Annotated in this window: 24 protein-coding genes; 13 read left to right on the top strand and 11 right to left on the bottom strand. The window is 66.0% G+C overall.

The features are described 5' to 3' along the window. Nucleotides 1–715 precede the first annotated feature (715 nt). Complete coding sequence (locus tag APS40_RS20005) at nucleotides 716–2,905, top strand: AI-2E family transporter (RefSeq protein WP_055048724.1); 2,190 nt, start codon at nucleotides 716–718, stop codon at nucleotides 2,903–2,905. Nucleotides 2,906–2,909: 4 nt separating this feature from the next. Here APS40_RS20005 and APS40_RS20000 read toward each other — a convergent pair whose 3' ends face one another. After that, complete coding sequence (locus APS40_RS20000) at nucleotides 2,910–4,274, bottom strand: FAD/NAD(P)-binding protein (protein WP_055048723.1); 1,365 nt, start codon at nucleotides 4,272–4,274, stop codon at nucleotides 2,910–2,912. A 203-nt stretch (nucleotides 4,275–4,477) separates the two neighbouring features. On the opposite strand from APS40_RS20000, the gene APS40_RS19995 reads away from it, so the two are divergent. The 5 genes from APS40_RS19995 to APS40_RS19975 all read left to right on the top strand — a co-directional run bounded on the left by APS40_RS19995 (nucleotide 4,478) and on the right by APS40_RS19975 (nucleotide 9,827). Further along, nucleotides 4,478–5,365 (top strand): amino acid ABC transporter permease, encoded by an 888-nt coding sequence (locus APS40_RS19995; RefSeq protein WP_197279371.1) that lies wholly within the window; start codon nucleotides 4,478–4,480, stop codon nucleotides 5,363–5,365. Beyond that, the gene (locus APS40_RS19990; protein ID WP_236884142.1) at nucleotides 5,362–6,198 is read left to right on the top strand and encodes an amino acid ABC transporter ATP-binding protein; all 837 of its coding nucleotides are present in this window, start codon (nucleotides 5,362–5,364) and stop codon (nucleotides 6,196–6,198) included. Before APS40_RS19995 ends, APS40_RS19990 begins: the two co-directional genes overlap by 4 nt. A gap of 42 nt (nucleotides 6,199–6,240) precedes the next feature. Beyond that, complete coding sequence (locus tag APS40_RS19985; protein WP_055048722.1) at nucleotides 6,241–7,164, top strand: transporter substrate-binding domain-containing protein; 924 nt, start codon at nucleotides 6,241–6,243, stop codon at nucleotides 7,162–7,164. A 105-nt stretch (nucleotides 7,165–7,269) separates the two neighbouring features. Further along, on the top strand, nucleotides 7,270–8,586 hold the full coding sequence (locus APS40_RS19980) for an NtaA/DmoA family FMN-dependent monooxygenase (protein WP_055048721.1): 1,317 nt from the start codon (nucleotides 7,270–7,272) through the stop codon (nucleotides 8,584–8,586). A 59-nt stretch (nucleotides 8,587–8,645) separates the two neighbouring features. After that, entirely contained in the window at nucleotides 8,646–9,827 is a 1,182-nt protein-coding gene (locus tag APS40_RS19975) for a mandelate racemase/muconate lactonizing enzyme family protein (protein ID WP_055048720.1), read from the top strand. Between the two features lie 216 nt (nucleotides 9,828–10,043). Here the strand turns inward: APS40_RS19975 and APS40_RS19970 are convergent, their stop codons facing one another. The 3 genes from APS40_RS19970 to APS40_RS19960 all read right to left on the bottom strand — a co-directional run bounded on the left by APS40_RS19970 (nucleotide 10,044) and on the right by APS40_RS19960 (nucleotide 13,173). Further along, complete coding sequence (locus tag APS40_RS19970) at nucleotides 10,044–11,090, bottom strand: aldo/keto reductase (RefSeq protein WP_055048719.1); 1,047 nt, start codon at nucleotides 11,088–11,090, stop codon at nucleotides 10,044–10,046. Nucleotides 11,091–11,166: 76 nt separating this feature from the next. Beyond that, nucleotides 11,167–12,150 (bottom strand): Gfo/Idh/MocA family protein, encoded by a 984-nt coding sequence (locus APS40_RS19965; RefSeq protein ID WP_055048718.1) that lies wholly within the window; start codon nucleotides 12,148–12,150, stop codon nucleotides 11,167–11,169. Nucleotides 12,151–12,225: 75 nt separating this feature from the next. Further along, nucleotides 12,226–13,173 (bottom strand): transglutaminase family protein, encoded by a 948-nt coding sequence (locus APS40_RS19960; protein ID WP_055049750.1) that lies wholly within the window; start codon nucleotides 13,171–13,173, stop codon nucleotides 12,226–12,228. A gap of 103 nt (nucleotides 13,174–13,276) precedes the next feature. Between APS40_RS19960 and APS40_RS19955 the strand changes: the two genes are divergently transcribed. The 5 genes from APS40_RS19955 (at nucleotide 13,277) to APS40_RS19935 (ending at nucleotide 16,486) form a co-directional block, all read left to right on the top strand. Continuing rightward, nucleotides 13,277–14,113 carry a transglutaminase-like domain-containing protein gene (locus APS40_RS19955; protein WP_055048717.1) on the top strand — a complete coding sequence of 279 codons (837 nt, stop codon included), beginning with the start codon at nucleotides 13,277–13,279 and terminating at the stop codon, nucleotides 14,111–14,113. Nucleotides 14,114–14,170: 57 nt separating this feature from the next. Continuing rightward, a complete protein-coding gene (locus tag APS40_RS19950) occupies nucleotides 14,171–14,524 on the top strand; it encodes an ArsR/SmtB family transcription factor (protein ID WP_055048716.1) in 354 nt (117 codons plus the stop codon). Between the two features lie 86 nt (nucleotides 14,525–14,610). Further along, the gene (locus APS40_RS19945) at nucleotides 14,611–15,228 is read left to right on the top strand and encodes a dihydrofolate reductase family protein (protein ID WP_055048715.1); all 618 of its coding nucleotides are present in this window, start codon (nucleotides 14,611–14,613) and stop codon (nucleotides 15,226–15,228) included. A gap of 14 nt (nucleotides 15,229–15,242) precedes the next feature. Next, nucleotides 15,243–15,698, top strand: coding sequence for an SRPBCC family protein (locus APS40_RS19940; RefSeq protein ID WP_055048714.1), 456 nt, complete (start codon nucleotides 15,243–15,245; stop codon nucleotides 15,696–15,698). Further along, on the top strand, nucleotides 15,695–16,486 hold the full coding sequence (locus tag APS40_RS19935) for an alpha/beta fold hydrolase (RefSeq protein WP_055048713.1): 792 nt from the start codon (nucleotides 15,695–15,697) through the stop codon (nucleotides 16,484–16,486). Before APS40_RS19940 ends, APS40_RS19935 begins: the two co-directional genes overlap by 4 nt. A gap of 253 nt (nucleotides 16,487–16,739) precedes the next feature. On the opposite strand, the gene APS40_RS19930 is transcribed toward APS40_RS19935, so the two are convergent. From APS40_RS19930 to APS40_RS19915, 4 genes are read right to left on the bottom strand one after another with little or no spacing between them, the layout of a single operon-like run. After that, the gene (locus APS40_RS19930; protein ID WP_055048712.1) at nucleotides 16,740–17,564 is read right to left on the bottom strand and encodes an ABC transporter ATP-binding protein; all 825 of its coding nucleotides are present in this window, start codon (nucleotides 17,562–17,564) and stop codon (nucleotides 16,740–16,742) included. A 12-nt stretch (nucleotides 17,565–17,576) separates the two neighbouring features. Then, nucleotides 17,577–18,638, bottom strand: a complete 1,062-nt coding sequence (locus APS40_RS19925; RefSeq protein ID WP_055048711.1) for a FecCD family ABC transporter permease — start codon at nucleotides 18,636–18,638, stop codon at nucleotides 17,577–17,579. After that, nucleotides 18,635–19,666, bottom strand: coding sequence for a FecCD family ABC transporter permease (locus APS40_RS19920; protein WP_055048710.1), 1,032 nt, complete (start codon nucleotides 19,664–19,666; stop codon nucleotides 18,635–18,637). The genes APS40_RS19925 and APS40_RS19920 overlap by 4 nt, the downstream gene beginning before the upstream one ends. A 4-nt stretch (nucleotides 19,667–19,670) precedes the next feature. Then, nucleotides 19,671–20,624 carry an ABC transporter substrate-binding protein gene (locus tag APS40_RS19915; protein WP_156343010.1) on the bottom strand — a complete coding sequence of 318 codons (954 nt, stop codon included), beginning with the start codon at nucleotides 20,622–20,624 and terminating at the stop codon, nucleotides 19,671–19,673. A 148-nt stretch (nucleotides 20,625–20,772) separates the two neighbouring features. Between APS40_RS19915 and APS40_RS19910 the strand changes: the two genes are divergently transcribed. Then, the gene (locus tag APS40_RS19910) at nucleotides 20,773–21,144 is read left to right on the top strand and encodes a hypothetical protein (RefSeq protein ID WP_055048708.1); all 372 of its coding nucleotides are present in this window, start codon (nucleotides 20,773–20,775) and stop codon (nucleotides 21,142–21,144) included. 57 nt (nucleotides 21,145–21,201) lie between these two features. Here the strand turns inward: APS40_RS19910 and APS40_RS19905 are convergent, their stop codons facing one another. Continuing rightward, the gene (locus APS40_RS19905) at nucleotides 21,202–21,477 is read right to left on the bottom strand and encodes a hypothetical protein (RefSeq protein ID WP_156343009.1); all 276 of its coding nucleotides are present in this window, start codon (nucleotides 21,475–21,477) and stop codon (nucleotides 21,202–21,204) included. Nucleotides 21,478–21,783: 306 nt separating this feature from the next. On the opposite strand from APS40_RS19905, the gene APS40_RS19900 reads away from it, so the two are divergent. Then, on the top strand, nucleotides 21,784–22,743 hold the full coding sequence (locus APS40_RS19900; protein WP_055049749.1) for a nucleoside hydrolase: 960 nt from the start codon (nucleotides 21,784–21,786) through the stop codon (nucleotides 22,741–22,743). Nucleotides 22,744–22,775: 32 nt separating this feature from the next. Here the strand turns inward: APS40_RS19900 and APS40_RS19895 are convergent, their stop codons facing one another. Beyond that, nucleotides 22,776–24,011 carry an SAM-dependent methyltransferase gene (locus APS40_RS19895; protein ID WP_082434550.1) on the bottom strand — a complete coding sequence of 412 codons (1,236 nt, stop codon included), beginning with the start codon at nucleotides 24,009–24,011 and terminating at the stop codon, nucleotides 22,776–22,778. A gap of 175 nt (nucleotides 24,012–24,186) precedes the next feature. Beyond that, nucleotides 24,187–25,983, bottom strand: a complete 1,797-nt coding sequence (gene recJ, locus APS40_RS19890) for a single-stranded-DNA-specific exonuclease RecJ (RefSeq protein ID WP_055048706.1) — start codon at nucleotides 25,981–25,983, stop codon at nucleotides 24,187–24,189. Between the last annotated feature and the right edge of the window lie 37 nt (nucleotides 25,984–26,020).

Genomic DNA, 26,020 nt, shown 5'->3' with positions numbered 1-26,020 from the left:
ACAGCGTCACGGGCGGTACGATCGTGAACGCCTTTGGAGGAGCCAGATCCGCCGACATTGATGCGGTGCAACTGCTCGCCGGGCCGGCAGGTCCCAAGGGAGATGCGGGACCCGCCGGTCCCAAGGGCGACACAGGTGCCGTCGGCCCCGCGGGCCCGGTTGGGGAGACAGGCCCGGTGGGTCCGGCTGGAAGCACCGGCCCCGTTGGCCCCGCAGGCCCGAAAGGTGATTCCGGACCAATCGGTCCAAAAGGAAATACCGGCCCGACCGGCCCTGCAGGTCCGAAGGGGGATACCGGCCCCACCGGACCCAAGGGCGATGTCGGCCCAGTCGGCCCCGCCGGCCCCAAGGGCGATCCGGGTGTCGCTGGCCCCAAGGGCGACGCCGGCCCGCCCGGCCCCAAGGGAGATACCGGACCGATCGGCCCTGCCGGTCCGATGGGCGAGATTGTTCCCGCCTCTCCCTGAGTGAAGCGCGGTGGTCGGCCATTGCGCCGGTTGCCGCACCGACCGGCCGGCGCCGGCAACTCGCCATTCGTCCGGCTGCGATTGGCTGCCGCGCCAGCGCGCAGCCTGGAGGAATCTCGCCATGAAGCCTTACTGCGGGGGGCTACAAGTGCCATGATCCCTTGGCCTCCGTGGCGCCGATATTGCGTTTGGCGCCGCAACTTCCTCCCTCATCGGCCATTGTGTGTCATCTGGGGCGAGGCATAACGATGTTGCGTCTTTCCGAGCGGCCGCCGCTGACGCGTCGTGGGATTTTCGAGACGGTGGCGACCTTCGCGCTGGTCGTCGCCATTCTGTATCTGGGCGCGGGTATTCTCGTACCGCTGGTGCTGGCCGTTCTCCTGGCCTTTGCCCTCAACCCGATGGTTGAGCTGCTAAGTCGAAAGCTTCATTTTCCCGACCCCGTCGCGGTGATCGTCAGCGTCCTCGCAGCACTTCTGATTCTCGGCCTGTTCGCCTATGTGGCGGCAACGCAGCTTATCCATATCGGTGCCGAGCTCCCTGCCTACCAGACGACCATCGCGAACAAGCTCCGCGTTGTGCAACAGCAACTCGAGGGTGGCGGATTCCTCGACGGACTGACAGCGGCGTTGGGGTCACTCACCGATCAGCTGTCCTCGGCTCCGCATGTCGGCTCCTCCGCGCCACGATCAGGTACTCCCATTCCGGTGACGATCGCCAACGAGGTGGGCAATCCACTGGGAGTGGTGAGCACTTTACTGGGCACGCTTGCAGGCCCCCTGGCGACGGCTGCAATCGTCGTGATCTTCCTGATCTTCCTGCTGATGGGCCGAGGCGAACTGCAGGAAAGGTTCATTCGACTGGTCAGCCGCGGCGGTTACAGCACCACGAACCTGGCGATGAGCGACGCAAGCCAGCGTGTAGGCCGCTATCTGCAGCTGCAGTTCTTCATCAACGTGGGCTACGGGACGGTCTTCGGCCTCGGTCTGCTGGTCATCGGGGTGCCGGGAGCGATCCTGTGGGGCCTGATGATAATGCTCTTCCGCTACATCCCGTTCGTCGGCGGGCTGCTGGTCGCGTCCATACCGATGCTGCTCGCCTTTGCGGTGGATTCAGGCTGGGGCATGCTGCTGGCAACGGTCGGACTGTTTGTCATCATCGATCTTACGGTCGCCAACGTGGTGGAGCCGCGCATCTATGGCGCCAGCACCGGAGTTTCTCCGGTTGCCATCCTGCTTTCCGCGATGTTCTGGGCCACCCTGTGGGGACCGGTCGGTCTCATCCTTGCCACGCCGATGACGGTTTGTCTGGTCGTGATCGGCCGCTACATTCCGCAGTTTCAGGTGCTTGAAACCCTTCTGGGCAGCGAACCGGTGCTCGAACCGCCCGAGCGGCTCTATCAGCGCATGCTCAAGGGCAGCGTGGAAGAAGCGATCGAACTCGCCGAAGAGATCGTCGAGAAAAACGGTCTCGAAAGCTTCCAGGAGAATACGTTGCTTCCGGCCCTCAGGCTGGCGAGCGCCGAACTGGTCGACACACCGGAGGCGCTGGCGCAGCGGCGGGTGCTCGCGACCAGCATCGACACGCTCATCGAGGAACTGGGACAAACCGAGCCGCTGGAGGGCAATGCGGTCGTTCTCATAGGAGGACGAAGCGAAATCGACGAGAGCGCCGCAAGAGTGGTTGCACAGCGGTTGGCTGCGCAAAGTGTGGGATCTCGCGTCCTGCCGCCGATGGCTGTCCGCCAGGAGAGCATCGGTCGTATCGACATCGAAGGCGCGGAAGTCGTCTGCCTCTTCTATCTCGGCGCCGACATCAAGGCTCAAACGCGTTACGTTGCGCGCCGGCTCAAGTCCGTCCGCCCCAAACTGAAAGTCATCGTCGCCCATCTCGGCGCAACGCCCCCTGCCCTGTCCGGGGACGCTCTACGCGTGGACAGCGTCACGCAGGGTTTTGAGGACACGCTGGCCGAGATCGACAGCTACCTCGACATCGCGGCGGCGGCCATCAAGCTGGCGGGGCATCAACCCTTCCGTGGAGCGGGGCGGGGCGACGACGAGCTTGGGCGAGCGTTGCAGGCGGTGGCCGAGGCTATGCAGGTTCCCTTGGCGACGATCAACCTCTTGGACGACGAAAGGCACCGGGACGAAGAGGGGGCGTACAAGCTTACGGAAACAATCGCAGAGCGTGGCGCTCCGCTTGTGGTCTCTCCCGGTGCCGAAGGTGAGGAGTTCGCCGACAATCCCTACCTGATCGGAAACGGGATCGACTTCTACGCCGGCGTTCCGCTTACGTTGGACGACGGGCTGACGGTAGGCTCGCTGGTCATCGTCGACTACGAACCGCACGCGTTCGGGGAGGAGGATCTGGCGAGGTTGCAGCAGCTGGCGGCCGACCTTACTCGACGGTTCGGCAACGCCCCGACGGGCGATCAGTGACCGTTCAGCCTTGAGGTCGGCGGAGCGTTTCCAGCGCCAGCCTTGCCGCCAGGTCCGCGCACTGCACTCGGATATCGGGTATCGCCTCGATCTCGAAGAAGGTGCCGCGCGTGAGCGGGCCTACCGCCAGCAGCCGGTCGGATGGGGTGCCGAAGCGGTCGATCGTGCGGCATTCGGCGTCCACCTCGAGGCCGATGTGCAGCGGATCGGGCCGGATGTCGCCGCGGGAGAGCAGCGCGCGGATCGTCGGGTTGCTCGAGTGCTCGACATCGACGCTGATGCCGCCGCAATCGTAGACCCGGGCAACGTCGAAAAAGGTGAGATTGCTGGCACCCTTGCGACGCACGGTGGCGCGGACTTCGGCGCCGCGCCGCTCGATGTCCAGGTAGGTGCCGGCGACCAGCCGGACCTGCCCTGCCCCCACCGCCTGCTCGAGGCGCGCATGCAGCTCCGGTGGCAGGCGGTGGCGGTGGATGTTCCAGAACGGCCTGACATGGCTGAGAAAGCGGCGACGCGAGCCGAGCGACCAGTTCTGCCAGATGCGCTGGTTGAACGGCCGCAGTGCATCGACGACGCTGCGCCAATCCTCACCGCGTCCGGCCGCTTCCTCGACCAGGTCGCGAAACCAGGCGGTGAAGTAGTGGAGCTCGGTGCCGAACGGCACGTCGGCGGCCTCGAGCGGGATCGGCAACACTTGCCGATGCGACTTGGGCAGGAGGCCGTGGCGCGAGACGACGGTGATCGGGCCGCGATGTCGCGCCTCGGCCAGCGACAGCCAGGCATCGACCATCGACAGGCCCGAGCCGAGCAGCAGCACCGCGGCCTCGGGATCAAGCGGCGTATCGGCGTCGGAGCCGACGCGGACGGCAATTCCCTTGGCACGGGCCGGATTGGTTTCGTGCCCCACCGCCAGGACCGCGACGTGCGCCATCAGGCTGGCGCCGCCCTGGAGCCTGGCTTCCACCCCTGCCCCCGTGGTCAGGATGTCGATGCACTCGTCATGGACGATGTGCAGGCGGCCAGGGGCCGCCGCTTCGACCTCGGCCAGCACGTCGGCCAGGTAGCTGCCATAATGCCGGCGCGGGACAAAGACGAACCGTTCGCCTTCTGTTACCAGTTTCCGCTCGCGCAGCCAGCGCCAGAAGTGATCCGGATCGTCGGCGAAGGCGCTCATGCCCGGGGCGGCGACGTTCAGCACGTGATCGAGTTGCCGGGTCGAATAGGCCACGCCGCGACCGAGGCTCGGGCGCTTCTCGACCAGCGTGACGCGAGTATCGGCAGCGCTGCGCAACAGATGCGCGGCAAGCAGCACGCCGCTGGCGCCGCCGCCGACAATGAGAATGGAGAGGCGTGGATGCGCTTCGTTCATGCGTGTTTCCTTGTGGCCTGGTCACGACGCAAAACGTCCCGATTGAAACGTCCGTCCTAAGCTAACGTTCTCCGAGGGCAGGTTTTTTCGTCACCTGCGACCGGCGCGCTGCCGGAGTTCCTCGACCGGTTTGGACGTATAGACTACTAATCCAGTCGATTTAATCAACACTGTATCCTGTCGGGATGCAGCGGGGGCCTGGTTTGACGCCACTGACGCTCGATATCGCCGAACGCACCGACGTGCCGCTCGAAGAGCGGCCCGTGGAGCGGCCGCGCTCAGGCTTTGCACATCTGGTTCGAAGCGGCCTCGTCTGGGGTTTGGCGGTGCTGGTTGCCGCCTACGCAGTGTCGGTGGTCGCCACCAACCCGGCGATGCGCTGGGATTCGATCGGCAAGTTCCTCACTGCACCCATCATTCTCTCGGGCTTGCTGACGACGCTGCTTATCACCTTCCTCTCGGCGGTGATCGGGCTCGTCGGCGGGCTGGTGATCGCGCTGATGCGGATGTCGTCCAACCCACTGCTCAAGACCATCGCAGTCGGCTATCTCGGGCTGTTCCGGGCCGTGCCGCTGCTGGTGCAAATCCTCATCTGGTACAATCTCGGCACGTTCTTTCCGCAGCTCGGCTTCGGCATCCCGTTCACCGATATCGGGCTTTATGGCGACACTAACGTGCTGGTGAGCCCGCTGGTGGCGTGCCTGATCGCCATAGGCCTCAACCAGGCCGCCTATATGGGCGAGATCATCCGCGGCGGGCTGCTGTCGGTGCAGCCGGGCCAGGTCGAGGCTGCGATCGCGCTGGGGATGACGCGCGCCAAAGCGTTCCGCCGGGTGGTCGCGCCCCAGGCGGCCAAATCGATCATCCCGCCGCTCGGCAACGACATGATCAACCTGCTGAAGGCGACTTCGCTGGTGTCGGTGGTGGGAGTCGGCGACCTGATGACCCGGGCGCAGGGCATCTATGCCAGCAACTACCAGGTGATCCCGCTGCTGATCGTCGCCAGCATCTGGTACCTGGTGCTGACCATCGTGTTCACCTTCGTGCAGGGCCTGCTGGAGCGGCGGTTTTCGGCCGGGGTGGCGCGATGAACTTCTCCCCGCCCGATATCCGGGTCGCCGCCGAGGTACCGGCGCTGATCCGCGTGCGCAACGTCACCAAAGCCTATGGCGCCAACCGGGTGCTGGATGGGGTCAACCTCGATGTCCGGCAGGGCGAAGTGCGCTGCATCATCGGGCCGTCCGGCTCGGGCAAGAGCACCCTGCTCCGGTGCCTCAATGGGCTCACGGATTTCGACAGCGGCGCCGTGGTGCTGGACGAAACCCGGGTGGGTTACACCGAACGCAACGGCGTGCTGAAGCCGTGGAGCGGACGGGAAGCCGCGGCATTCCGCAGCCGGGTCGGGCTGGTGTCACAGCATGTGAACCTGTTCTCGCACCGCACGGTGCTGGAGAACGTCATCGAGGGTCCGGTACAGGTGCTGGGTGTGGGCCGCAGCGCGGCGGTGCGCGCGGCGACGGACCTGCTGTCGCGGGTCGGGCTCGCCGACAAGCATGACAGCTATCCCAGCCAGCTCTCCGGCGGGCAGCAGCAGCGCGCCGCCATCGCACGGGCGCTGGCGATGACCCCCAAGGTAATGCTGTTCGACGAGGCGACCAGCGCGCTCGACCCCGAACTGGTGGGCGAAGTGCTGGGGGTCATGCAGGCGCTGGCCAGCGACGGCATGACCATGGTGGTCGTCACCCACGAGATGCGCTTCGCCGAGGAAGCCGGCGACCGCATCGCGGTGATGGATGCCGGCCGCATCATCGAGGACGGACCGGCGAGCGAGATCTTCAGCCGACCGCGCCAGCCGCGCACTGCCGAGTTCCTCAGGGATCATTTCAGGTTCGCCCCGGCCGAGGGCCGGCGCGGCCACGCCTGAACCACCGGGCCGGGGGCCCCTCATGCAAGGAAGAGACTGATCGTGACCAAGCTTTCGATACTGGTAACCAAAGGGCTACGCGCCGCCGCCCTGACGCTCGCGGTGGCGGCGCCGCTGCTGGCCGCACCGGCCTTCGCCCAGGATGCCGCGGCCGAAGCCGCCCGTGCCCTGCTGCCGGCCAAATACCGCGATGCCGGCGTGCTGAATGTCGGCGCCTCGACGGTCTATGCACCGCACTCGTTCTTCAAGGAAGGCACGACCGAGTTCACCGGCTACGAGATCGAGCTGTTCAACGCGGTGAGCGAGATCCTCGGGGTGAAGCCAGTCTACACCGAAGCGCCGTTTCAGCAGTTGATCGCCGGGGTGAAGTCGGGGCGTTCGGATGTGTCGCTGGGCGATCTCGGCGACAACGACCTGCGCCGCGAGCAGGTGGACTTCATCGACCATACCCGGCTGACCTTCCAGCTCCTGATCGATGAAGCCGACAAGGACAGCATCAAGACGGTGTTCGACCTCTGCGGCCGCGACCTCGGGATCGTGCAGGGCACCACCAACATCATCTTCAAGGCGCTGTCGCAGTGCGAGAGCAAGGGGCTGAAGCCGGCGAACTTCATCGAGTTCCCCGATGCCACCGCCAAGGACCAGGCTATCCAATCCGGCCGACTGCCGCGCGCCGACATTTCGGCCACTGCGGTGGGCCGCTACCGTGAGGCGGCGGGGCTCAATCCAGGCCAGATCCTGGTCCCGGCGCCCGAGCTGGGCGACCTCTATATCGGCTTCATCGTCGACAAGGGGAACACGGAACTGGCCAACGCCATCGAGGCGGCGCTGAAGATCCTGTTCGACAACGGCAAATACGCCGAGATCCTCGCCGCCTACAACATTACCGACCTCAAGCTCGACGCGCCGGGCGTCAATATCGGCCAGAACGCCTCGAACTGGGTGCAACCCAAGCCGAAGAGCTGATCGCGCCGGTAATCCAGACCAGGGCGCCGGCAACCGCCGGCGCCCGCCTCATTTCCATTGGGTATTTCGACCATGTCCAGCGCCCGGCCAACCGGCAATGACAAGATGAACATAGCCGTGCTCGTTTCCGGCGGCGGCAACCACCAGGGGGCCTGGCGGCGCAACGGCAGCAATATCGAGCTCGCCAATACGCCCGGCTTCTATGTGGCGTTCGCGCAGGCCGCCGAGGCGGCCAAGATCGACGCGATCTTCTTTGCCGATATCCCGTCCCTCGACCCCAAGGCGCTGGGGGTAAACCCGGTGCTCAACGCCTTCGAGCCGGTGGTGCTGACCTCATACCTCGCGGCGTTCACCAGCCGCGTCGGGCTGGTCTCCAGCGTTTCGACCAGTTTCTCCGAGCCCTACACCGTGGCGCGGCAGTTCGCCTCGCTCGATCGCGCTTCGGGCGGCCGCGCCGGCTGGAACATCGTCACCTCGGCGACCGGCGAAAAGAACTACGGTGCGACGCCCCTGCCCGACCAGGATGTGCGCTATGCGCAGGCAGCCGAGTTCGTCGAGATCGCCAAGCGCCTGTGGGACAGCTGGGACCAGCAGACGCTGAAGATCGATCGTGCCGGCGGCCGGTTTGCCGATGTCGGCGACATCCGCCCCACCGACTTTCACGGCAAGTTCTTCGACGTGACCGGACCGCTCAATATCCAGCGCCCGCCGCAGGGCTGGCCGGTGCTGTTCCAGGCCGGCGCCTCGCCGATCGGTCGTGGCTTTGCCGCCCAGACCGCCGAGGGTGTGTTCACGGCGCAGCAGACGCTGGAGGACAGCCTCGAATTTGCCCATGACATGCGCGCCCGTGTCGCTGCCGCCGGCCGCGACCCGCGCCGGGTGAAGCTGCTGCTCGGCATCACTCCGATCATCGGGGCCACCGAGGCGGAAGCTAAGGCGACCGAACGGGAGCTGGGCGAATTCATCGACATCAAGGCGTCGCTGAGGAAGCTCAACAGCTATATCCCCGGGGTCGACCTCTCGGCGTTCGATCTCGACAAGCCGATCCCGCGTGAGGCGCTGCCGGATGTCTCGGCGGTGCAGGGCCGGCAGAGCCGCTACAAGATCTTTGCCGACCTGACGCTCAACGACGGCTGGACGCTGCGTGAACTGGTGAAGCTCACCGGCCGTTCCGACGGTCACTGGACGCTGACCGGCAGCCCCGAGCAGATCGCCGACCAGATGGCGGAGCGCTTCCTCGCCGACGCCTGCGATGGCTATGTGGTGATGCCGACCTATCACCCCGAGGGCTCGGGCCTGTTTTTCTCGGACGTGGTGCCGATCCTGCAGCAGCGCGGGCTGTTCCGCACTGAATACGAAGGCACGACGCTGCGCTCGCATCTGGGGCTCGACATCCCGCAACGCGGCGCGCGAGGCATCTGACGGCTTTGCCGTCACTCCCCTCCCCGCTATAGAGGGCGACAAAAGGGAGGGGATTTGCCATGTCGAGTGTGGGTCATCTGTCCGAGGGAGACCGCGGCCAGGCGCGGATCACCGCGATCAAGGCGTTGCGGCTCGACAGCGGCTTCTGCCTCGTCCGCATCGACACCGATGCCGGTATCTCCGGCTATGGCGAGTGCGGCGACCTCGATGGCGATCTGGTGCGCGCCGCGCTTCTCACCCATGCCGAGGGCGGCGCGCGGCTGCCGCATCTCCAGCTGATCGGCAAGGACCCGCTCGATATCGGGGTGCACCACCACAACCTGTTCTACGCCTATCGTCAGCGTCCGGCGCACATCATGATCTGCTCGGGCCTCGACATGGCACTGTGGGACCTCGCCGGGAAACTGTTGCGGCAGCCGGTGTGCAAGCTGCTCGGCGGGGCCTTCCGCACCGAACTCGAACTCTATTCGCACTGCCCGCATTTCGACCTGACCGATGCCGGCGCCTGGGCCGAAGCAGCCGCCGACCTCAAGTCGGATCCGCACGGCTTCAGGACGTTCAAGGTCGATATCCACGACGCCATCGGTATACCGATGCAGGAATACACGCCGAGCCTGTCGCCGGGTGACATCCGCAAGATCCGCCGGTCCTACGAGCTGGCGCGCGAGCACCTGGGCGACGAAATCGACATCATCGTCCACTGCCACAACGAGCTCGACGCACCGAGCGCCATCGCGGTGGCCGAGGCGGTGGAAGCGATCAAGCCGATCTACTACGAGGACCCGCTGCAGCCCGGCTTTTCCGAGAACTGGCTGGCGCTCCGGCGCTCGACCAACATCCCGATCATGACGGGCGAGAACATCGAGCTGCCCGAGGGGGCGCTGCCGTTCCTCCAGCACCAGGCGGTCGATTGCCTGCAGCCCGACATCATCAGTTCGGGCGGCATCACCGGGACCAAGGCGATCGCCGACCTCGCGGCGCTCTACCGCACGCCGATCACGCTGCACAATGTCAGTGGGTTGCTGATGAACGCGGCGAGCCAGCAGCTGGCGGCCTCGGTGTTCAACTGCCCGCGCATCGAGTGCACGCGGCGGGCGGACGCGATCGCATGGGCCTCGCCCAACCCGCTGCAGGTAAGGGATGGCAAGATGCAGGTGTCGATGGCGCCGGGGCTCGGGGTGGAGCTGGATCAGGACTGGATCAGCGCGCACCGGTTTGCCGGGGAGCCGGACTGGAACTGAGGGCGCCGGCCTCTCAGTGATCCTCCCCCGCGTGGCGGGGGAGGGGGACCGCCGAAGGCGGTGGAGGGGGCGGCAAAAGGCACTAAAGTGGAATGGGCGGCGCGATCGGCGCTGAGCGTCGAGCGACTTAGGGTTTAGCCGCCCCCTCCACCACCCTTCGGGTGGTCCCCCTCCCCCGCCACGCGGGGGAGGATCATTGCACCGCCGGTGACTAGCTCAAGGCAATCTCTGCGTGTGCGTCGGCTCGAGTTCCGCCTTGCCAAACGTCCCCGGCAGGTTGGTGTTCATCCACTCGTAAGGATAGCCGAGCTTCAGCGGCATGGCGTCAGTGAGTTCCCGGCGCACATCGGCAGGGAGATCGAAATCGCCGGCCTCGAGGTTTTCGGCCACCTGATCGACGCGGCGGGCGCCAATGATGGCGGCGGTGACCCTGACGTCACCGAGCAGCCAGCTGAGCGCCACCTGGCTCGGCGTGCGGCCGAGGCGGGCCGCCACTTCGACCACCTTGTCGATCATCTTCAGCGAATCCTCGAACCAGTAGCGCGGCAGCGTGATCGCCGCCTGCTGGCCGATACGGGATTGCTCGTCGGGCTTGGCCTGATCGCGATACTTGCCCGTGAGCATGCCGGCAGCCAGCGGGCTCCAGCAGATCATGCCGAGGCCCTGGTCGTCACAGGCCGGCAAAATCTCGCGTTCGATGTCGCGGCGGACCAGGTTGTAGAGGTGCTGGGCGGAGACCAGCGGCTCGTAGCCCTTGAGCTCGGCGACGCCGTTGGCCTTGGCGATCTGCCAGCCATAGAAGTTCGAGCAGCCGAGGTAGCGGACCTTGCCGGCCCGGATCAGGTCGTCGGCGGCGCGCAGGCTCTCCTCGATTGGGGTATACGGGTCGGGCCCGTGGAACTGGTAGAGGTCGATATAGTCGGTACCGAGCCGCTTCAGGCTCTTCTCGCAGGCCTCGACGATATGCTTGCGGCTGAGGCCGCGCGAGGTCACTGCCGGGTCGGCGGGGAACCAGCACTTGGTGGCGATCACCAGCTGGTCGCGGCTATGGTCTTTCAACGCCACCCCGAGCATCGTCTCCGAGGCGCCACCCGAATAGCCGTTGGCCGTGTCGATGAAGTTGCCGCCGCCTTCGATGAAGCGTTTGACGATGGCGCTCGAAGTCTCCTGATCGCAGCCCCACTGCGAATTGCCGAATGTCATGGTGCCCAAGCAAAGGCGTGAAACCAACAGGCCGCTGCGGCCGAGATAACGATATTTCATCAATTTCCTCCGGATCGTTCGGCAATCGAGGGGGCGGATCGAACAGGTAAATCCGCCTGGCGTAAAGGCGGCGGGATCACTCGGTCGGGTACTTGAGCCCAATCTGCTGCCGGATGGTATCGAGGCAGGCCATGATGGCGACGCTCTCGGTGGGTGAGAGGATGGTGCCCGCGATGCTGTTTTCCGCAACCAGGCGCTCGAGCTCGGCGGCCTGGTACTGCATGCCGCGGCCTTCGACCCTGGAGACATACTCTTCGACCAGGGCGTTGGTGGCGTCGTAGCGGCGGAAGCTGGTGGGCGCGTACCAGACCTTGTCGATCTCGATCCGGCCCTCGGTGCCGTGGATGGTGGCGATGTTCCGCCCGGCCGTGTCGCTGCCCGACAGGGTAAGCGCGATGGCGCCGGAGTCGTAGGTGAACATGGTGGCGACGGTGCCATCGGCACCGGTCTGCTTGAGCCGCGCTGTCGCGGCGATGGTCCTGGGCGCGCCCAGCACATCGAAGGTGAACGAGATCGGGTAGATGCCGAGGTCGAGCAGCGCCCCACCGCCGAGCTCCAGGGCGTTGAGCCGGTGCGCCGGGTCGTCGGGCAGATCCTGGGTATGATCGGCGACCACCGAGCGGATCTCCCCCAGCACGCCGGAGCGGACGATCTCGCGGATGCGAACCATATGCGGCAGGAAACGGGTCCACATGGCCTCGAGGACGACGAGCCCGTTCTTCGCGCCCAGGTCAACGATCTCCTGCGCTTCGCGGGCGTTGACCGTGAGGGCTTTCTCGACCAGCACGTGCTTGCCATGGCTGAGCGCCAGCTTGGCGTTTTTGGCGTGCATCGGGTGCGGCGTCGCGATGTAGATCGCGTCGACATCGGGATCGGCACAGAGCGCTTCGTAGCTGCCATGCGCCGTTGAGATGCCGAACTGAGCCGCGAACTTGTCGGCGGCCGACTGGCTGCGCGAACCGACGGCCGTCACCGTATGGCCATGCAGCTTGAGGTCCTTCACGAACTGCTCGGCGATCCAGCCGGTTGCCAAAATCCCCCACCTGACGCTACCGGCCATCGCCTTCTCCCCAGACACGCTTGTCGCGGAAACGTGGTGTAACGACTTGGCCCGACTGCGCAATGGTCCGGAAGGCTAATTCCGTTCGAGGTTTACACCACGTGGGTCGGTAGAGTGCCGGTCGGGGCGGCCTCCGCCTTGCATCTCGCGGGGTGCGGGTTCGGCACTGACCTCTACCTCCACGGTCATCCCCAGATAATCCCTGCGGTCGCCGATGAAGCTGCCGCTGAGCGGGCGGGCCTGGTGCGGCTCGCGGGCCACCCCGACACGGATCAGGTCCCTGCTGCCGATGATGCCGTTGGTGGGATCGAATTCCACCCAGCCGGAGCCCGGCAGGAACACCTGCACCCAGGCATGCGTGGCTCCGCCGCCGCGCCGGGCTTCTGCTCTATCGCGGGAGGGCACGTGAACGTACCCGGTCACGAAGCGCGCGGCAAAGCCGAGGCTGCGGCAAGCCTCCATCATCAGCAGTGCGAAATCTCGGCAGGTGCCCGTGCGGCTGTTCAAGGTCTGCAAGGGAGGCTGCGTGCCAGGGTCGGTGCGACGCGCATATTTGAAGCTTTCGCGAATTCCGACGGTCATGGTCATCAACAGGTGACCCGTCTCGGTCTCCCTCCCCGGATGCAGGAATCGGCGGGCGAAGGCTTCAACCTCCGGGGCGGGATGGTGCGGCCGCATATAGGGCGCGAGATCCGGCAAGGAACCGGCGTCGTATTCGAACGGCCAGAGCTTGGCGCGCTCCTCGATGCGAAACTGCGGCACCATCTGCGATGAGTGATCGAGCAGGATGTCGGTCGCAAAGCGCAGGACGCTCGACGCTCCCTCGAACTCGGCAACGGTGATGCAATTGCCGAAGACATCGTGAATCCAATGGATCTGTGCATCGGGCGAAACCTCGAGCTCTGCACCCAGCAGGCGCTGCTCGTGGCTGTCGCGCGGACGGAACAGCAGGCGGTGCGGGCCGAACCGCACGGGGCGCGCATAGGTATAGGTCGTGACATGGCGCACTCTGAGCAGGGTCATCGCAAGCATCCGTTTCGCCGCTGCAGAACCGCGGGGCTGCCGACGCGGTTCCGTGGAACCTTGCATGCCGCCGGCGAATTGTGGCTGAGCTTGGGGGAAACCGATGAAGCTCAGGGTCAACTGCAACCTCGAATACGAAGTCTCGGCGGAGACCACGCTGATCCTCAACATCGAGGCGCAACGCAATGCCGGGCAGAATGTCGTAAGCGAAGAATTCAGCGCCGCCGGCAACCTCGCGACCGAGACGCATGTTGTGCCGGAAACCGGCAATCGGTACCGGCGCATGGTTCTTCCGGTAGGAGCGCATCGGCTCGACTATCGCGCCGAGATCGAAACCGCCCCCTTCATCGGCGACCCCGGCCGAATTGCCCAGATGCCGGTCGCGGAACTGCCGTTCGAGGTGGTCGCGCACCTCTCGCCGTCACGCTACTGCCAATCCGACAAGCTCGGCCGCTTTGCCTGGCGCACCTTCGACGGAATTGCGGACGGCCACGAGAAGGTAACCGCGATCTGCAACTGGATCTTCGAGAACGTCGACTATCTGGAAGGCTCGAGCGACGCCAGCACTTCGGCTTACGACACCTTCACGTTGCGCGCCGGTGTGTGCCGGGATTTCGCCCATCTGGGCATCACCTTTGCCCGTGCGTTGGGTATTCCCGCCCGGTTCGTCTCCGCCTATGCTCTCGACCTGCAGCCCCAGGACTTCCATGCCGTTTTCGAGGCCTATCTGGGAGACCGCTGGTATCTGTTCGATGCCACGAGGCTGTGTCCGATCGACGGCATCGTGCGGATCGGTGTCGGACGGGACGCCGCCGATACGGCCTTTGCCAGCTATTTCGGCCAGTTGAACGGCCCTCCCAAGCTGATCAGCGTCGAACGCATCGACGGGCCGCAACCCGCCGAATGGACCACCGGGGCCGTCAGCATCTCAGCCGATTAATCACTTAAGCACTTACTTAGCTATTGACAGGGTACGCTCGTCACGATACTTAAGGTCATGCTTAACCAAGAGACAGAGCCCCTCGACCTGATGTTCCAGGCATTGGCCGACCCCACCAGGCGGCGGATGATTGAACGGCTGAGCCGAGGATCCGCGTCGGTCAGCGAGCTGGCCGAGCCGTTCAAGATGAGCCTGCCCGCTATCGTGCAGCACCTCCAGGTGCTGGAGCAAAGCGGGCTGGTGACGACGCAGAAGGTGGGACGGGTGCGAACCTGCACCATCGACACGGGAGCGCTCAGCATGGCCGAGAAGTGGATCAACGATCGACGCATCGGCTGGGAGCACCGGCTGGACCGGCTCGGAGCGTTCCTCGACGCGCTGCCCGGCGGCCCGGACAAGCCGACGAAGTAACGCGCCAACGACGACAGAACAGCGAAGAAATGCCGGAGCGCCGTTTCCGGCAATGAGCTCGCATGTCCGCTGAACAGGAGGATCGAATGGCCAAGATTGTGGTGAACTTCTCGATGTCGCTCGACGGCTTCGTGGCCGGCCCCCACGTTTCGGTGCGCGACGGCATGGGCGTGGGCGGCGAGCGGTTGCACGAGTGGATGTTCGCGGGCAGCGGCACCAAGGCGGGTGACGGCAGTTTCAGCAGCACCGAAGCGGCGGACGCAGCCGAGATCGACCTCGCCTTCAGGACGGTCGGCGCGGTGATCGTGGGACGTCGCACCTACGATGTGGGGCTGCAGCACTGGAACGACACACCCTACCCAGTGCCGTCGTTCGTCCTCACGCACAATCCAAAGCCCGAACAGCAGATGAAGAGCGCCAGCTTCCGCTTCGTAACCGACGGTGTCGAGAGCGCAGTGCGGCAGGCCCGGGCAGCGGCGGGCGACAAGGATGTGGTGCTGATGGGCGCCTCGACGGCGCAGCAGGTGCTGCGCGCCGGGCTCGCCGACGTGATCCGCGTGCAGGTGGTCAGCGTGCTGCTCGGCGGCGGCACCCGCCTGTTCGACAAGCTTGGCGACGCTCACATCGAGCTCGCCCGCACCCGGGTTGTCGCGGCGTCGCCCGGCGTCACCCACCTCGAATTCAACGTCATCAACCAAGCCTGAAAGAGGAAACTCAAATGACCGAACGTTCCATCGCGCATGGCAGCTTCACCGTCGAACGCAAATACAAGCACGCGCCGAGCAAGGTGTACTCCGCCTGGTCCAACCCCGAGTTCAAGCGTCAGTGGTTCGGCTCGCCGAACCCGGACAAGCCGAAAGACGTCATGGACTTCCGCGTCGGCGGCCGTGAGTTCAACGAGGCCGAAATGGGCGGCGACACCTATGTGTTCGACGTCACCTATCGCGACATCGTGCCGGACAACCGCATCATTTACACCTACGAGATGCTGAAGAACGGCGACCGCATCTCGGTGTCGCTGGCCACCATCGAGCTTTTCCCCGACGGTGACGGCACGCGGATGGTGGTGAAAGAGGATGGCGCCTTCCTCGACGGCCTCGACAAGATGGCCGATCGGGAGGCCGGCACCAACTACCTGATCGACCTGATGGGGAAGTGGCTCGACGAGCAATGAGCGCCAGGTCGCACAGCCTGATGATCGGCGACCTCGAGGTGCATTACCTCGAGGAAGGCCGCGGGCAGCCGCTGCTGCTGCTGCACGGAGGCACGGCGACCGCTGCGTCCTGGGGCGAGGCGATGCCGCGGTTGGCCGACCGCTACCGCGTCTTCGCCCTCGATACCCGAGGACATGGCAAAACCAGCAACCCCTCGCAGAAGATGAGCTACGCGCAGTTCGCCGACGACGTCGCCGGCTTCATTGCGACGCTCGGCCTCAGGCGACCGCTGATCATCGGCTACAGCGATGGCGGACAGACGGCGCTGGAGTTCGGGCTCCGGCATCCCGGCAAGGCGGGAGCACTGGTCTTGGGCGGCACGATCAGCCGGCCGACCGAGGCCTATCTCGAAGGGTTGCACGGCTGGGGCTTTCCGGCGCCGGGCAAGGTCGATTTCGACCGCGTCGCCGCCGAGTACGGCCCCTATTTCGAACAGATCAAGGTGACGCACATGCATCACTACGGTCCGGATTACTGGAAGGCGTTCCTCAGCCAGATCTCGGAGCTGTGGCTGACGCTGCCCAGTTACAGCGAACGACAGCTGGCCGCGATCTCGGCCCCGACGCTGGTGATCATGGGCGACCGCGATCACCTGGGCGGCGTGGAGGAAGCCAACCGGCTCTACCGGCACCTGGGCGCCGGGGAGCTCTCCATCATTGCCAATGTCGGCCACGAGGCCGTCAACAAGCCCCTGTTCTGGGACGCCGTGCGCGAGTTCCTCGCCCGGCACGACGAGCGCCAGGACTGAGATTCTGCAGGCGGCATACTGATGGAGACGGCCCTCCCTCGCCATTCGAGCATAGCTCTCATGGCCTTCTCCCCTCAAATCGCTCCACTGGAGCGATTTGCCCTTCGGGACGGCTCGAAGTCCCCCATGAAGGGGGAGGTGAAGAGACGAGGCTCTGTCTTCCATCGTGCCAGATACATCGGCAGGGCACCTCGCCCTTCATGGGGGAGGATGGAAGGGGGCCGTCTGCTTCAGTCTGCCCCCACTCCGTCCCCTACTCCGCCGCTGCCTTGAGCCGCGGCTTCACCCGGTGCCGCCCGACCGGCACGATCATCGGCGTATGCGAGACCGGATCGGCGCAGATTTCGGCATCCATACCGAACACCGACTTCACCAGTTCGGCCGTCACTACCTCTGCCGGTTCACCCGAGGCTGCGACCTTGCCCTGACGCATGGCGACGATGTGATCGGCGTAACGGCAGGCGAGGTTGAGGTCGTGCAGCACGGCAACCACCGTACGGCCGCGCTGCTGCACCAGGTCGGTGAGCAGATCCAGCACTTCGACCTGGTGGTTGATGTCGAGGAAGGTGGTGGGCTCATCGAGCAGCAGCAGTTCGGTTTCCTGAGCCAGCGCCATGGCGATCCAGACGCGCTGCCGCTGGCCGCCGGAAAGCTCATCGACGGTCCGGCCAGCCAGATCGAGCGTATCGGTCGCCTGCAGCGCGGTGGCGACGGCGGCATCGTCGGCGGCCGTCCACTGGCGGAACCAGCCCTGATGCGGATAACGACCGCGGCCGACGAGATCGGCGACGGTGATGCCGTCGGGTGCTACCGGGGTTTGCGGCAATACCCCGAGCAGCGTCGCGACTTCGCGGGTCGGCATCTGGTGAATGGCGCGACCATCGAGATAGACCGTGCCGGCGCTGGCCGTCAGCAGCCGCGCCAACCCGCGCAGCAAGGTAGATTTTCCGCAGGCATTGGCGCCGACGATCACCGTGAACTTGCCGGGCGGGATCGCGATGCTCAGCTGGTCGACGATGGTGCGCTCGCCATAGCCGAGCGTCAGGCCGGCGGCCGAGAGCTGGTGGTGCACGGACATCAGAACCTCCGATCAGCCGCCGCGGCCCGAACGATGGGCAGCGGCAAGAAGGTAGATGAGGAAGCCGGCGCCGAGCGCGCCGGTGACGACTCCGACCGGCAACTGGTTGCGGCCCAGCATGTGCTGGGCAACGAAGTCGGCGGCGTTCGTGACGAGCCCGCCAACCAATGCTGCCGGCAACAGCGCGTTGCCGGAGGGGCCGAGCAGGCGCCGCGCGATGGGGCCGGCGATGAAGGCGACGAACGACACGGGTCCTACCGCAGCTGTGGCGAAAGCGGCGAGCAGCACGGCGACGAGGATCAGCCCCAGCCGGGAGAACTCGACGCGGGTGCCCAGCGCCGTCGCGGCATCATCGCCCATCTGCAGCGTGCGCAGCGAACGTGAGAGCAAGGCGGCCACCGGCGCCAGCACGAGCAGCGCGACGGCCAGCGGGGTCAGGCTCTCGAAGGTGGAGCCGTTGAGGCTGCCGGTCAGCCAGCTCAGCGCCTCCTGCACCTCCATGACGCGAGCGCGGGTGAAGAGGTAGGAGACCACCGCCCCGGCGAGCGCTGCCATGCCGATGCCGATCAGCACCAGCCGGTAGGGGGTGACGCCGTCGCGCCAGGCAAGGCCGTAGATCAGCAGCGCCGTCAGCACGGCGCCGCCGCAGGCCATCAACGAGACGCCCAGCCCGGACCACTTGAAGATGATGATCGCCAGCACCGCCGCGGCGCTGGCGCCGGTGGTGATGCCGACGATGTCGGGGCTGGCGAGCGGATTTCGGAGGATGGTCTGGAAAATGACGCCCGAGAGCCCGAAGGCGGCGCCGGACAGCAGCCCGGCCATCACGCGCGGCAGGCGGACGCCGAGCACGATGAAATCGTTCGCGGCGTCGGTGGCGCCGGTGAAGGGCGAGAGCAGCGAGCCGACCACGTCGGCAAGCGGCAGCGGATAGTCGCCGATCGACATCGAGAGACTGGCTATCGCCAGCGATAGCAGCGCCAGGCCGAAGACGACGAGGCCGTAGCGCCGCCGCAGGCGCTGGCGGGCCGCGACGACGGCGCCGATCGGAGCAAAGCTGTGGGTGGCGCTCATAGCTCGGCCAGCTTCCTGCGCCGCACCAGCGCAATGAAGAACGGCGCACCGAGCGCGGCTGTCACGATACCCACCTGCAACTCACCCGGCGGCACGATGATGCGGCCGATGATGTCGGCGCCGAGCAGCAGGATAGGTGCCAGCAGCATCGAATAAGGCAGGATCCAGCGATAGTTCGGGCCGGTGAAGGCGCGGGCGAGATGCGGCACCGTCAGGCCGACAAAGGCGATCGGCCCGGCAGCGGCCGTGGCGGCGCCCGCCAGGATCACCGCGGCGACGCCGACCATGGTGCGGCCGCGCTGCACCTTGAGCCCGAGCCCGCGCGCGACGTCATCCCCCAGCGCCAGCCCGTCGAGGATGCGCGAGGTGAGCAGCGCCAGCATGATGCCAGCCAGAATGAACGGAGCGACCTGCAGCAGGATATCGGTGGTGCGGCCGGTGAGCGCGCCCACCTGCCAGAAGCGAATCTGGTCGAGGGTTTCGACATTGGTGATGAGGATCGCCGAGGTGACCGAAGTGAGCGCGGCGGTGACCGCTGCGCCGGCCAGCGCCAGCTTCATCGGCGTCGCCCCCTCGCGGCCGAGCGAAGCGACGAGATAGACCACCAGCATCGCGCCCCCTGCCCCGAGAAAGGCCAGCCAGACGTAGCCCGAGAGCTGGGTGATGCCGAATACCGAGATGCCGAGCACCACGCAAAGCGTCGCGCCGGCATTGATGCCGAGGATGCCGGGGTCGGCCAGCGGATTGCGCGTCGCCCCCTGGAGGATAGCGCCGGAGAGGCCGAGTGCAGCCCCGACCAGCAGCCCGACCAGCGTGCGCGGCAGGCGCAGGTCGAGGATGATCTTGTGGTTGGTCTGCGTTCCGTCGAACGCCGTCAGGGCGTACCAGATATCACCAAGCGCAATCGGACGCGCGCCCACGGTGATCGAGAACACCAACACGACGACGAGCCCCAGCGCCAGCAGGACGAAACCGCCGGCGCGGGTAGCCGGCGGCAGGCCTGTCGTCGATGTCGAGGTCGGCGGCAACGCCTCAGTCGCCGATGCTGGCGTCGGCGGCGGCTATGGCGGTGCTGAGCTTATCGAGCTCGCGGGCATAGGCGGCGTAGTTGCGCAACCAGAACGCCGGCCAGTCGGTCACCTGCCCCGCCGCAGCGGCGCGGAGCGTCGTCCAGGTGGCCTGGGCCTTCGCCGTCTCCATGGTGGCCTTGGAGCGGTTGTCGACGAGGATCAGGTCCGGCTGGTACTTGTCGGCGTTCTCCCAGCTCAGCGTCTCCCAGTAGCCGCGGTCATCGGCAAGCGCCGGATCGATCAGCTTGAGGCCCCAGGAGGCGAAATCCATCAGCTCGGAGGAGCCTTCGGTTGCAGCGACATAGAGAGCGTCGGTGCCGGCCCAGACGGCGAGCGCGGTGAGGTCGGGCTTGGCCGCGACGGCGGCCTTGAATTTTTCGCGAGCCGCTTCGAAGGCGGCCTTGGCCGCGGCGACCTCGGGTGCCGCGAGATCGGCACCAAGGCTCCGGGCCAGTTCCTCATAGTCCTCGATCAGGTTGACGACCGAGGCCCCCTGCTTCGGGCCCGTGACCGGCGCCAGCGGCTTCAGTGCGTTGACCACGTCGGCGCCGCCGCTCCAGGTCTGGTCGAGCGGCCACCACTCGCCGACGACCAGGTCCGGCTTCAGGGCGGCAGCCTTTTCCACGCTGACCTCGCCCCAAGCCTCGCCGATGATCTCGATGCCGCTCAGGTCGAGCCCTTCCAATGCCTTGGCCTCGGCAACGGCGCTGTCGACGTAGATGCCGACCGGGCGGATGCCGAGCGGGATGAGGCCAGCTGCCGCATCCTGGCTGGCGATGATACGGGTCGGCACATGGTCCAGCGTCACGGTGGCGCCCGAGCCATCGACGTAGCTCCAGGCCTCGGCGAAGGCGGCTCCTGGTGCCGAAACCATAAGTGTCGCGAAGGCAGCCGCGGCAAGCGTCTTGAGGGACATCAGCGAGACCCGGATATGTTGATAGTTCGGGTCACCTATCAGCACGTTATGCTGATAAGTCAAGTCATGTTTCTGCCGCGACGACGAGGGTCATGCGGGTTTCACCAATCGGTGCTATGGTTTAGCTGCTCATGTACGGGACCGGGACATGATCCAGCTGCCGCCGGCCATCGAGGAATACTGGTATGCCTTCGACTGGGACGTCGAAGCGCTGTGGGCGCTGGACCTGCCGTCGGAAGCTTTCCCGATCGACAAGCTGCTCTGGCATCTCGACATGCCGCTGTGGGAACTCGACGGACATCGCTACGCACTAACGCCACGCCAGGTGCTGCGTTCGCCTTATCGCTACGACAAGGAATACCGGCGGGTGCGGGCGGCCAGCCTGCTGTTCCCGATCGAAATCACCCGGCTCAAGGGCCGCTGGCTGATCCTCGACGGCGTGCACCGGATGACGCGAGCGCACGAAGATGGGCACGAAGAAATCTTCGTGCGGAAAGTGCCGAGGAAGCTGATCAGGTAGCGGCTTGGCCTTGGACCCACCACCGGATGTCATCGTCGGTGGTCTACGGCACGGGGGTCAACTCGCCACCCGATACGGGCTGAAGGTCCGGCCATTGTCGGAGAGGCTCGACCAGACGACCCAGTAACGCCCCTGCTCGTCGGGCACCAGGACTTCGGCTTCGCGGCCGCTATGGGCCTGGAAGCGAGCCAGCGACTGGGCTTCTAGAGCGGCATTGGAGCGGGAATCGAAGGGGCCCTGCGCCTTGCCCTCGAAATCGACCCACCAGGCGTCGCGGCTCTGAATCACCAGGTAGAGCGCCTTGGCCATCGAGTGGTCACCCCTGTTGCTCACGAACGGCTATCACCGATTCTGGTGGCGTTCCGTCATCTGGAATGAGTTTCGCACAAATGCGTAGTCGGAACGAGACTGTGGGCCCCGCACATTTTATGAAAAGATGCGCTCGAATTGCCGGAATGCAAGTCCGGACCCAGGTGAGAGTTGCTCCGTCGGCCAGCCGAACACTTGAGCAGCCCACTAACGCCGGCACGCCGAGCCGGAACTGCCCAGCAGCTTACATGAGGGAGGCGCGCTGCCGAAGTATCGAGCAGCGCGCGGGGATGGCTGGCGCGGCGCTTCCGGGCATGCATGATGTCGGCCATGCAAACACTCAAAGTCATCTACGATACCGACCCCGGCGTCGACGACGCCATGGCCCTGCTGCTGCTCGCCCGTCACCCGCGGGTCGAACTGATCGGCGTCACCACGGTGTTCGGCAATGCCGATATCGCCACGACGACGCGCAACGCGCTCTATCTCAAGCAGAAACTCGGCTTTTCGGCGCCCGTGGCGAAGGGCGCGGGGGCGCCGCTGGTGGGTGAGGCGGACACTCCCCCGACCTTTGTGCACGGCATGAACGGGCTCGGCGACATTGCCCTGCCGCAGATCGCCGCGATCGCCGACCTGCGCCCGGCCCACCAGTTGATCATCGACCTGGTGAAAGCCAACCCGGGCGAGGTCACCATCATTGCCGTGGGCCGGATGACCAATCTCGAGCGCGCCATGCGCGAGGCGCCCGAGATCGTCCCCCTGGTGAAGCAGATCGTGGTAATGGGCGGCGCCTTCGGCCGCAACGGCCATACCGGCAATGTCACACCGGTGGCCGAGGCCAACATCTGGGGCGATCCGGATGCGGCAGATATCGTCTTCGGCGCGGCCTGGCCGATCGCCATCGCCGGGCTCGACGTGACGCAGGCGACGGTGATGAGCGAAGCTTACGTGGCCAAACTCGCCGCCGATGCCGGCGAGGACGGCGCGTTCGTGCGCGCCATTTCGGCCTTCTACCAGAACTTCCACCGCGAGAGTGCAGGCCTCGACGGCTTCTATGTGCACGACTCGAGCGCCGTAGCGCTGGCGCTGCACCCGGAGTTCTACCAGACGGAGACCGGCGCCATCCGCGTGGTCACCGAGGGCATCGCCATCGGCCAGACCATCATCAAGCCGGATGGCCGGAACTATCCGCCCGGTGCCTGGGACGGCCGGCCGAGGCAGACGATTGCGGTCGGCGTCGACGCAGAGGCCGTGCTGCGGTTCTATCGGCAGACGCTGGTGGGGAAGTAGCGCGGGCCACTTACGCCACCACACTCACCGGCTCAGGCCGGACGGCGGTACTGGTAGATGCCGACGTCGATCGAGCCTTCGAAGAATCCAGCCTCGCAATAGCTCAGGTAGTAGACCCACTTGCGGCGGAATTCCTCAGTGTAGCCGAGCTTCTTGATATCGGCCCAGCGGTCGAGGAAGCGCTCGCGCCAGAGTTTGAGGGTCCTGGCGTAGCTCAGCCGGAAGGTCTCGACGTTCTCGAGGATCAGCCCTACCTTGTCGCCCTGCTCCTTCATCGCCGTCTTGGTCAGCAGCATGCCGCCGGGGAAGATGAAGCGCTGGATGAAATCCGGCCGCGCCCGATAATCGGCAAAGTCGCGCTCGCCGATGGTGATGGCCTGGATCGACGCGGTGCCTCCCGGCTTCAGCCGGTCGTGCACCGTCTTGAAGTAACTCGGCCAATGCTCCTCGCCTACCGCCTCGATCATCTCGATCGAAGCGACGTGGTCGAACTCGCCCCGGGTGTCGCGATAGTCCTCGAAATGCATGACGGCAAGCTTGTCGAGGCCCTGCCGCTGGAGGCGCTCATTGGCGTATTTCAGCTGCTCCGCCGAGAGCGTAATGCCGTAGACCTCGGCGCCGAAATCCTTGGCCGCAGTTTCGGCAAAGCCGCCCCAGCCACAGCCGATCTCGAGCACGCGGTGCCCGGCGGCAACGCCCGCCAGTTCGGCGACGCGCCGGTATTTGGTGTGCTGGGCGTCGGTGAGCGACTGGTCCTCGGAGGTGAAGATGGCCGAGGAATAGGTCATCGAGGGGTCGAGCCACTCGGCATAGAAGTCATTACCGAGGTCGTAGTGCTCGGAGATGTTCTTCTTACTACCCTCTTTCGAGTTGTGGCGGCTCAGGTGATAGGTGATGTCCTGGGCGGCGCGGCCGTACCAGGAGTTCTCGCCGCTATCGAGCACGTCACGGTTCTGCAGGAAGTAGCGGAACAGCATGGTGAGATCTTCGATCTCGACATCGCCGTCGATATAGGCCTGGGCGAAGCCGACGGTGCCGCGCTGCAGCGTCTTCTGCAGCACCTTGAAGTTGCGCAGCGTCAGGTGCGCATGCACCCCGGTCGCCGGATTGCCGAAGGTGCGTGCCCGACCGTTGGGGAACGTGATGGTGACGGCGCCGTGCCTGGGGCGGCCGATCAGCCGCTTTCCGACAAAAGCCGCAATAGTCGAGAGCAGATGGGTCCACGGCGTGGGCGACGCTGCCCTCGTTTCAACCGCAAGCTTATCCATGACGTAACATTCCAGAACTACCGGTCCGCTCCGCCGAGCGGCCAAACCAGCGCCGCGGCGGGGCTGCAGTGACGCAGCCGGGCAACGGGGCTCCCCGTGAATTAGGGCAGCACTTTAGTCGTCATAAGTGGATATGCAAGCAGGACTTTCAAGCTGCAAGCGGTGCCGTTGCGGCTCAGCGTCCGCCGGGCCGGGCCGCGTCCAGCAGGCGGAACTGCACCTCCTCGCGGCCTTGCCAATGGTCGATGGAGAGCGTTCCGGCCATGTGCAGCGGCGTATCGTTGCCGGCGCTCAGCAGCGCTTCGCCCAGCGCCGTGGTGGCGGCACGGAACGCGATGGCCTTGAGTCGCGCGCCGTCGTCGGCGGTCAAGGTGAACTTCACGTGGCCACCCGTGCCGACGATCTCGGCAAAGCGCGCCTTGTGCGCGGGAAACGCGAACACCGGCTGCGGGCTGCCCGCGCCGAACGGTCCTGCCCGCTCGATCTCATGGACGAACTGCGGATTGGCGCCACGGGCCGTCATCGCTGCGTCGATCTCGAGCGCCGTCAGCGCCCGCGCCTCGCTGACGCTGTTGCCCAGCCGCTCGGTCACATGGGCGCGAAACGGCCCAAGCTGGCCCGGCTTCAGCGTCACCCCGGCCGCCATGGCGTGCCCGCCGCCCTTGGCGGCGAGGCCCAGCTCCACCGCCTCGATCACCGCGCTGCCCAGATCGACGCCCGGCATGGAGCGACCGGACCCGGTGCCGGTGCCATCCGGCGCCAGCGCGATGGCAAAGGTCGGACGCTCGAACCGCTCGCGCAGCCGGGCAGCAATCAGCCCGACCACGCCGGGGTGCCAGTTGGCCGATGCCAGCACCAGCACCGGGGGGCCCTCGCCGCCGCCGATCTCGGCTTCTGCGGCACGAGCCGCTTCCTCCACCGCTTCGACCTCGATGCGCTGGCGTTCGCTGTTGAGCTCGTTGAGCTGCGCCGCGATCATCAGCGCCTGCTGCTCGTCGTCGAGCGACAGCAGCCGAGTGCCGAGCGCCGCATCGCCGATGCGACCGCCGGCATTGATGCGCGGCCCGATCAGGTAACCGAGGTGATAAGCATTGAGCGGGCCGGACAGCCGTGCCGCCAGGGCCAGCGCCCCGATGCCGCGATTGGAGCCGGTCCGGGCCACCTCGAGCCCGCGGGCGACGAAAGCGCGGTTCAACCCCTTGAGCGGCACGACATCGCAGACCGTCGCCAGCGCCACGAGGTCGATCATGGTCATCAGGTTGGGCAGGCCCGTGTCGCCCCGCTGCTTGAGCAGCCGATTGGTCGCCACCAGCACCATGAAGGTGACGCCGGCGGCGCACAGGTAGCCGAGGCCTGAAATGTCGTCGGGGCGGTTGGGGTTCACCAGCGCATTGGCCGGGGGCAGTTCAGCGTCCGACAGATGATGGTCGATCACCAATACGTCGAGGCCGCGTTGGCGCGCGTGGGCTATGGGCCCATCGCTGGTGGTGCCGCAGTCCAAGGTGATCAGCAGCCTGGCGCCACCCTCGACCAGCTTGTCGATGGCAGCGGTGTTGGGACCATAGCCCTCGAAGATGCGATCGGGGATGTGCACCTGCGGGTCGAACCCGAAGTGCCTGAGATAGCGCGCCATCAGGGCGCAGGAACAGGCACCGTCGACGTCATAGTCGCCGAACAGCGCCACCGGCTCGTTGTCGGCTATGGCCCGGGCCAGCCGCTCGGCCAGCGCATCCATGCCGGCGAGCGTCGAAGGATCCGGCATCAGTTCGCGGATGGTGGGCTGCAGGTAGGTCGTAGCCGCATCGACATCGACGCCCCGCCCCGCGACGATGCGGGCAAGAATCTCCGACAGATCGGTCCGCTGACCGATGGCGGCAGCGGTGCGTACCGCTGCGGGGTTCAACCGATCCACCCAGGCGCGGCCCAGGGCGGATTTCGACACATCGAGGAAGTTGGGGCGCGGGTCGTCCATCACCCGCGAGGTAAGCAGAAAGATACCGATAGTCGAG

Source organism: Devosia sp. A16 (assembly GCF_001402915.1).
Taxonomy (GTDB): domain Bacteria; phylum Pseudomonadota; class Alphaproteobacteria; order Rhizobiales; family Devosiaceae; genus Devosia_A.
Note: the sequence above shows the minus strand (reverse complement) of the source record. Positions and strands in the feature narration are given on the sequence as shown.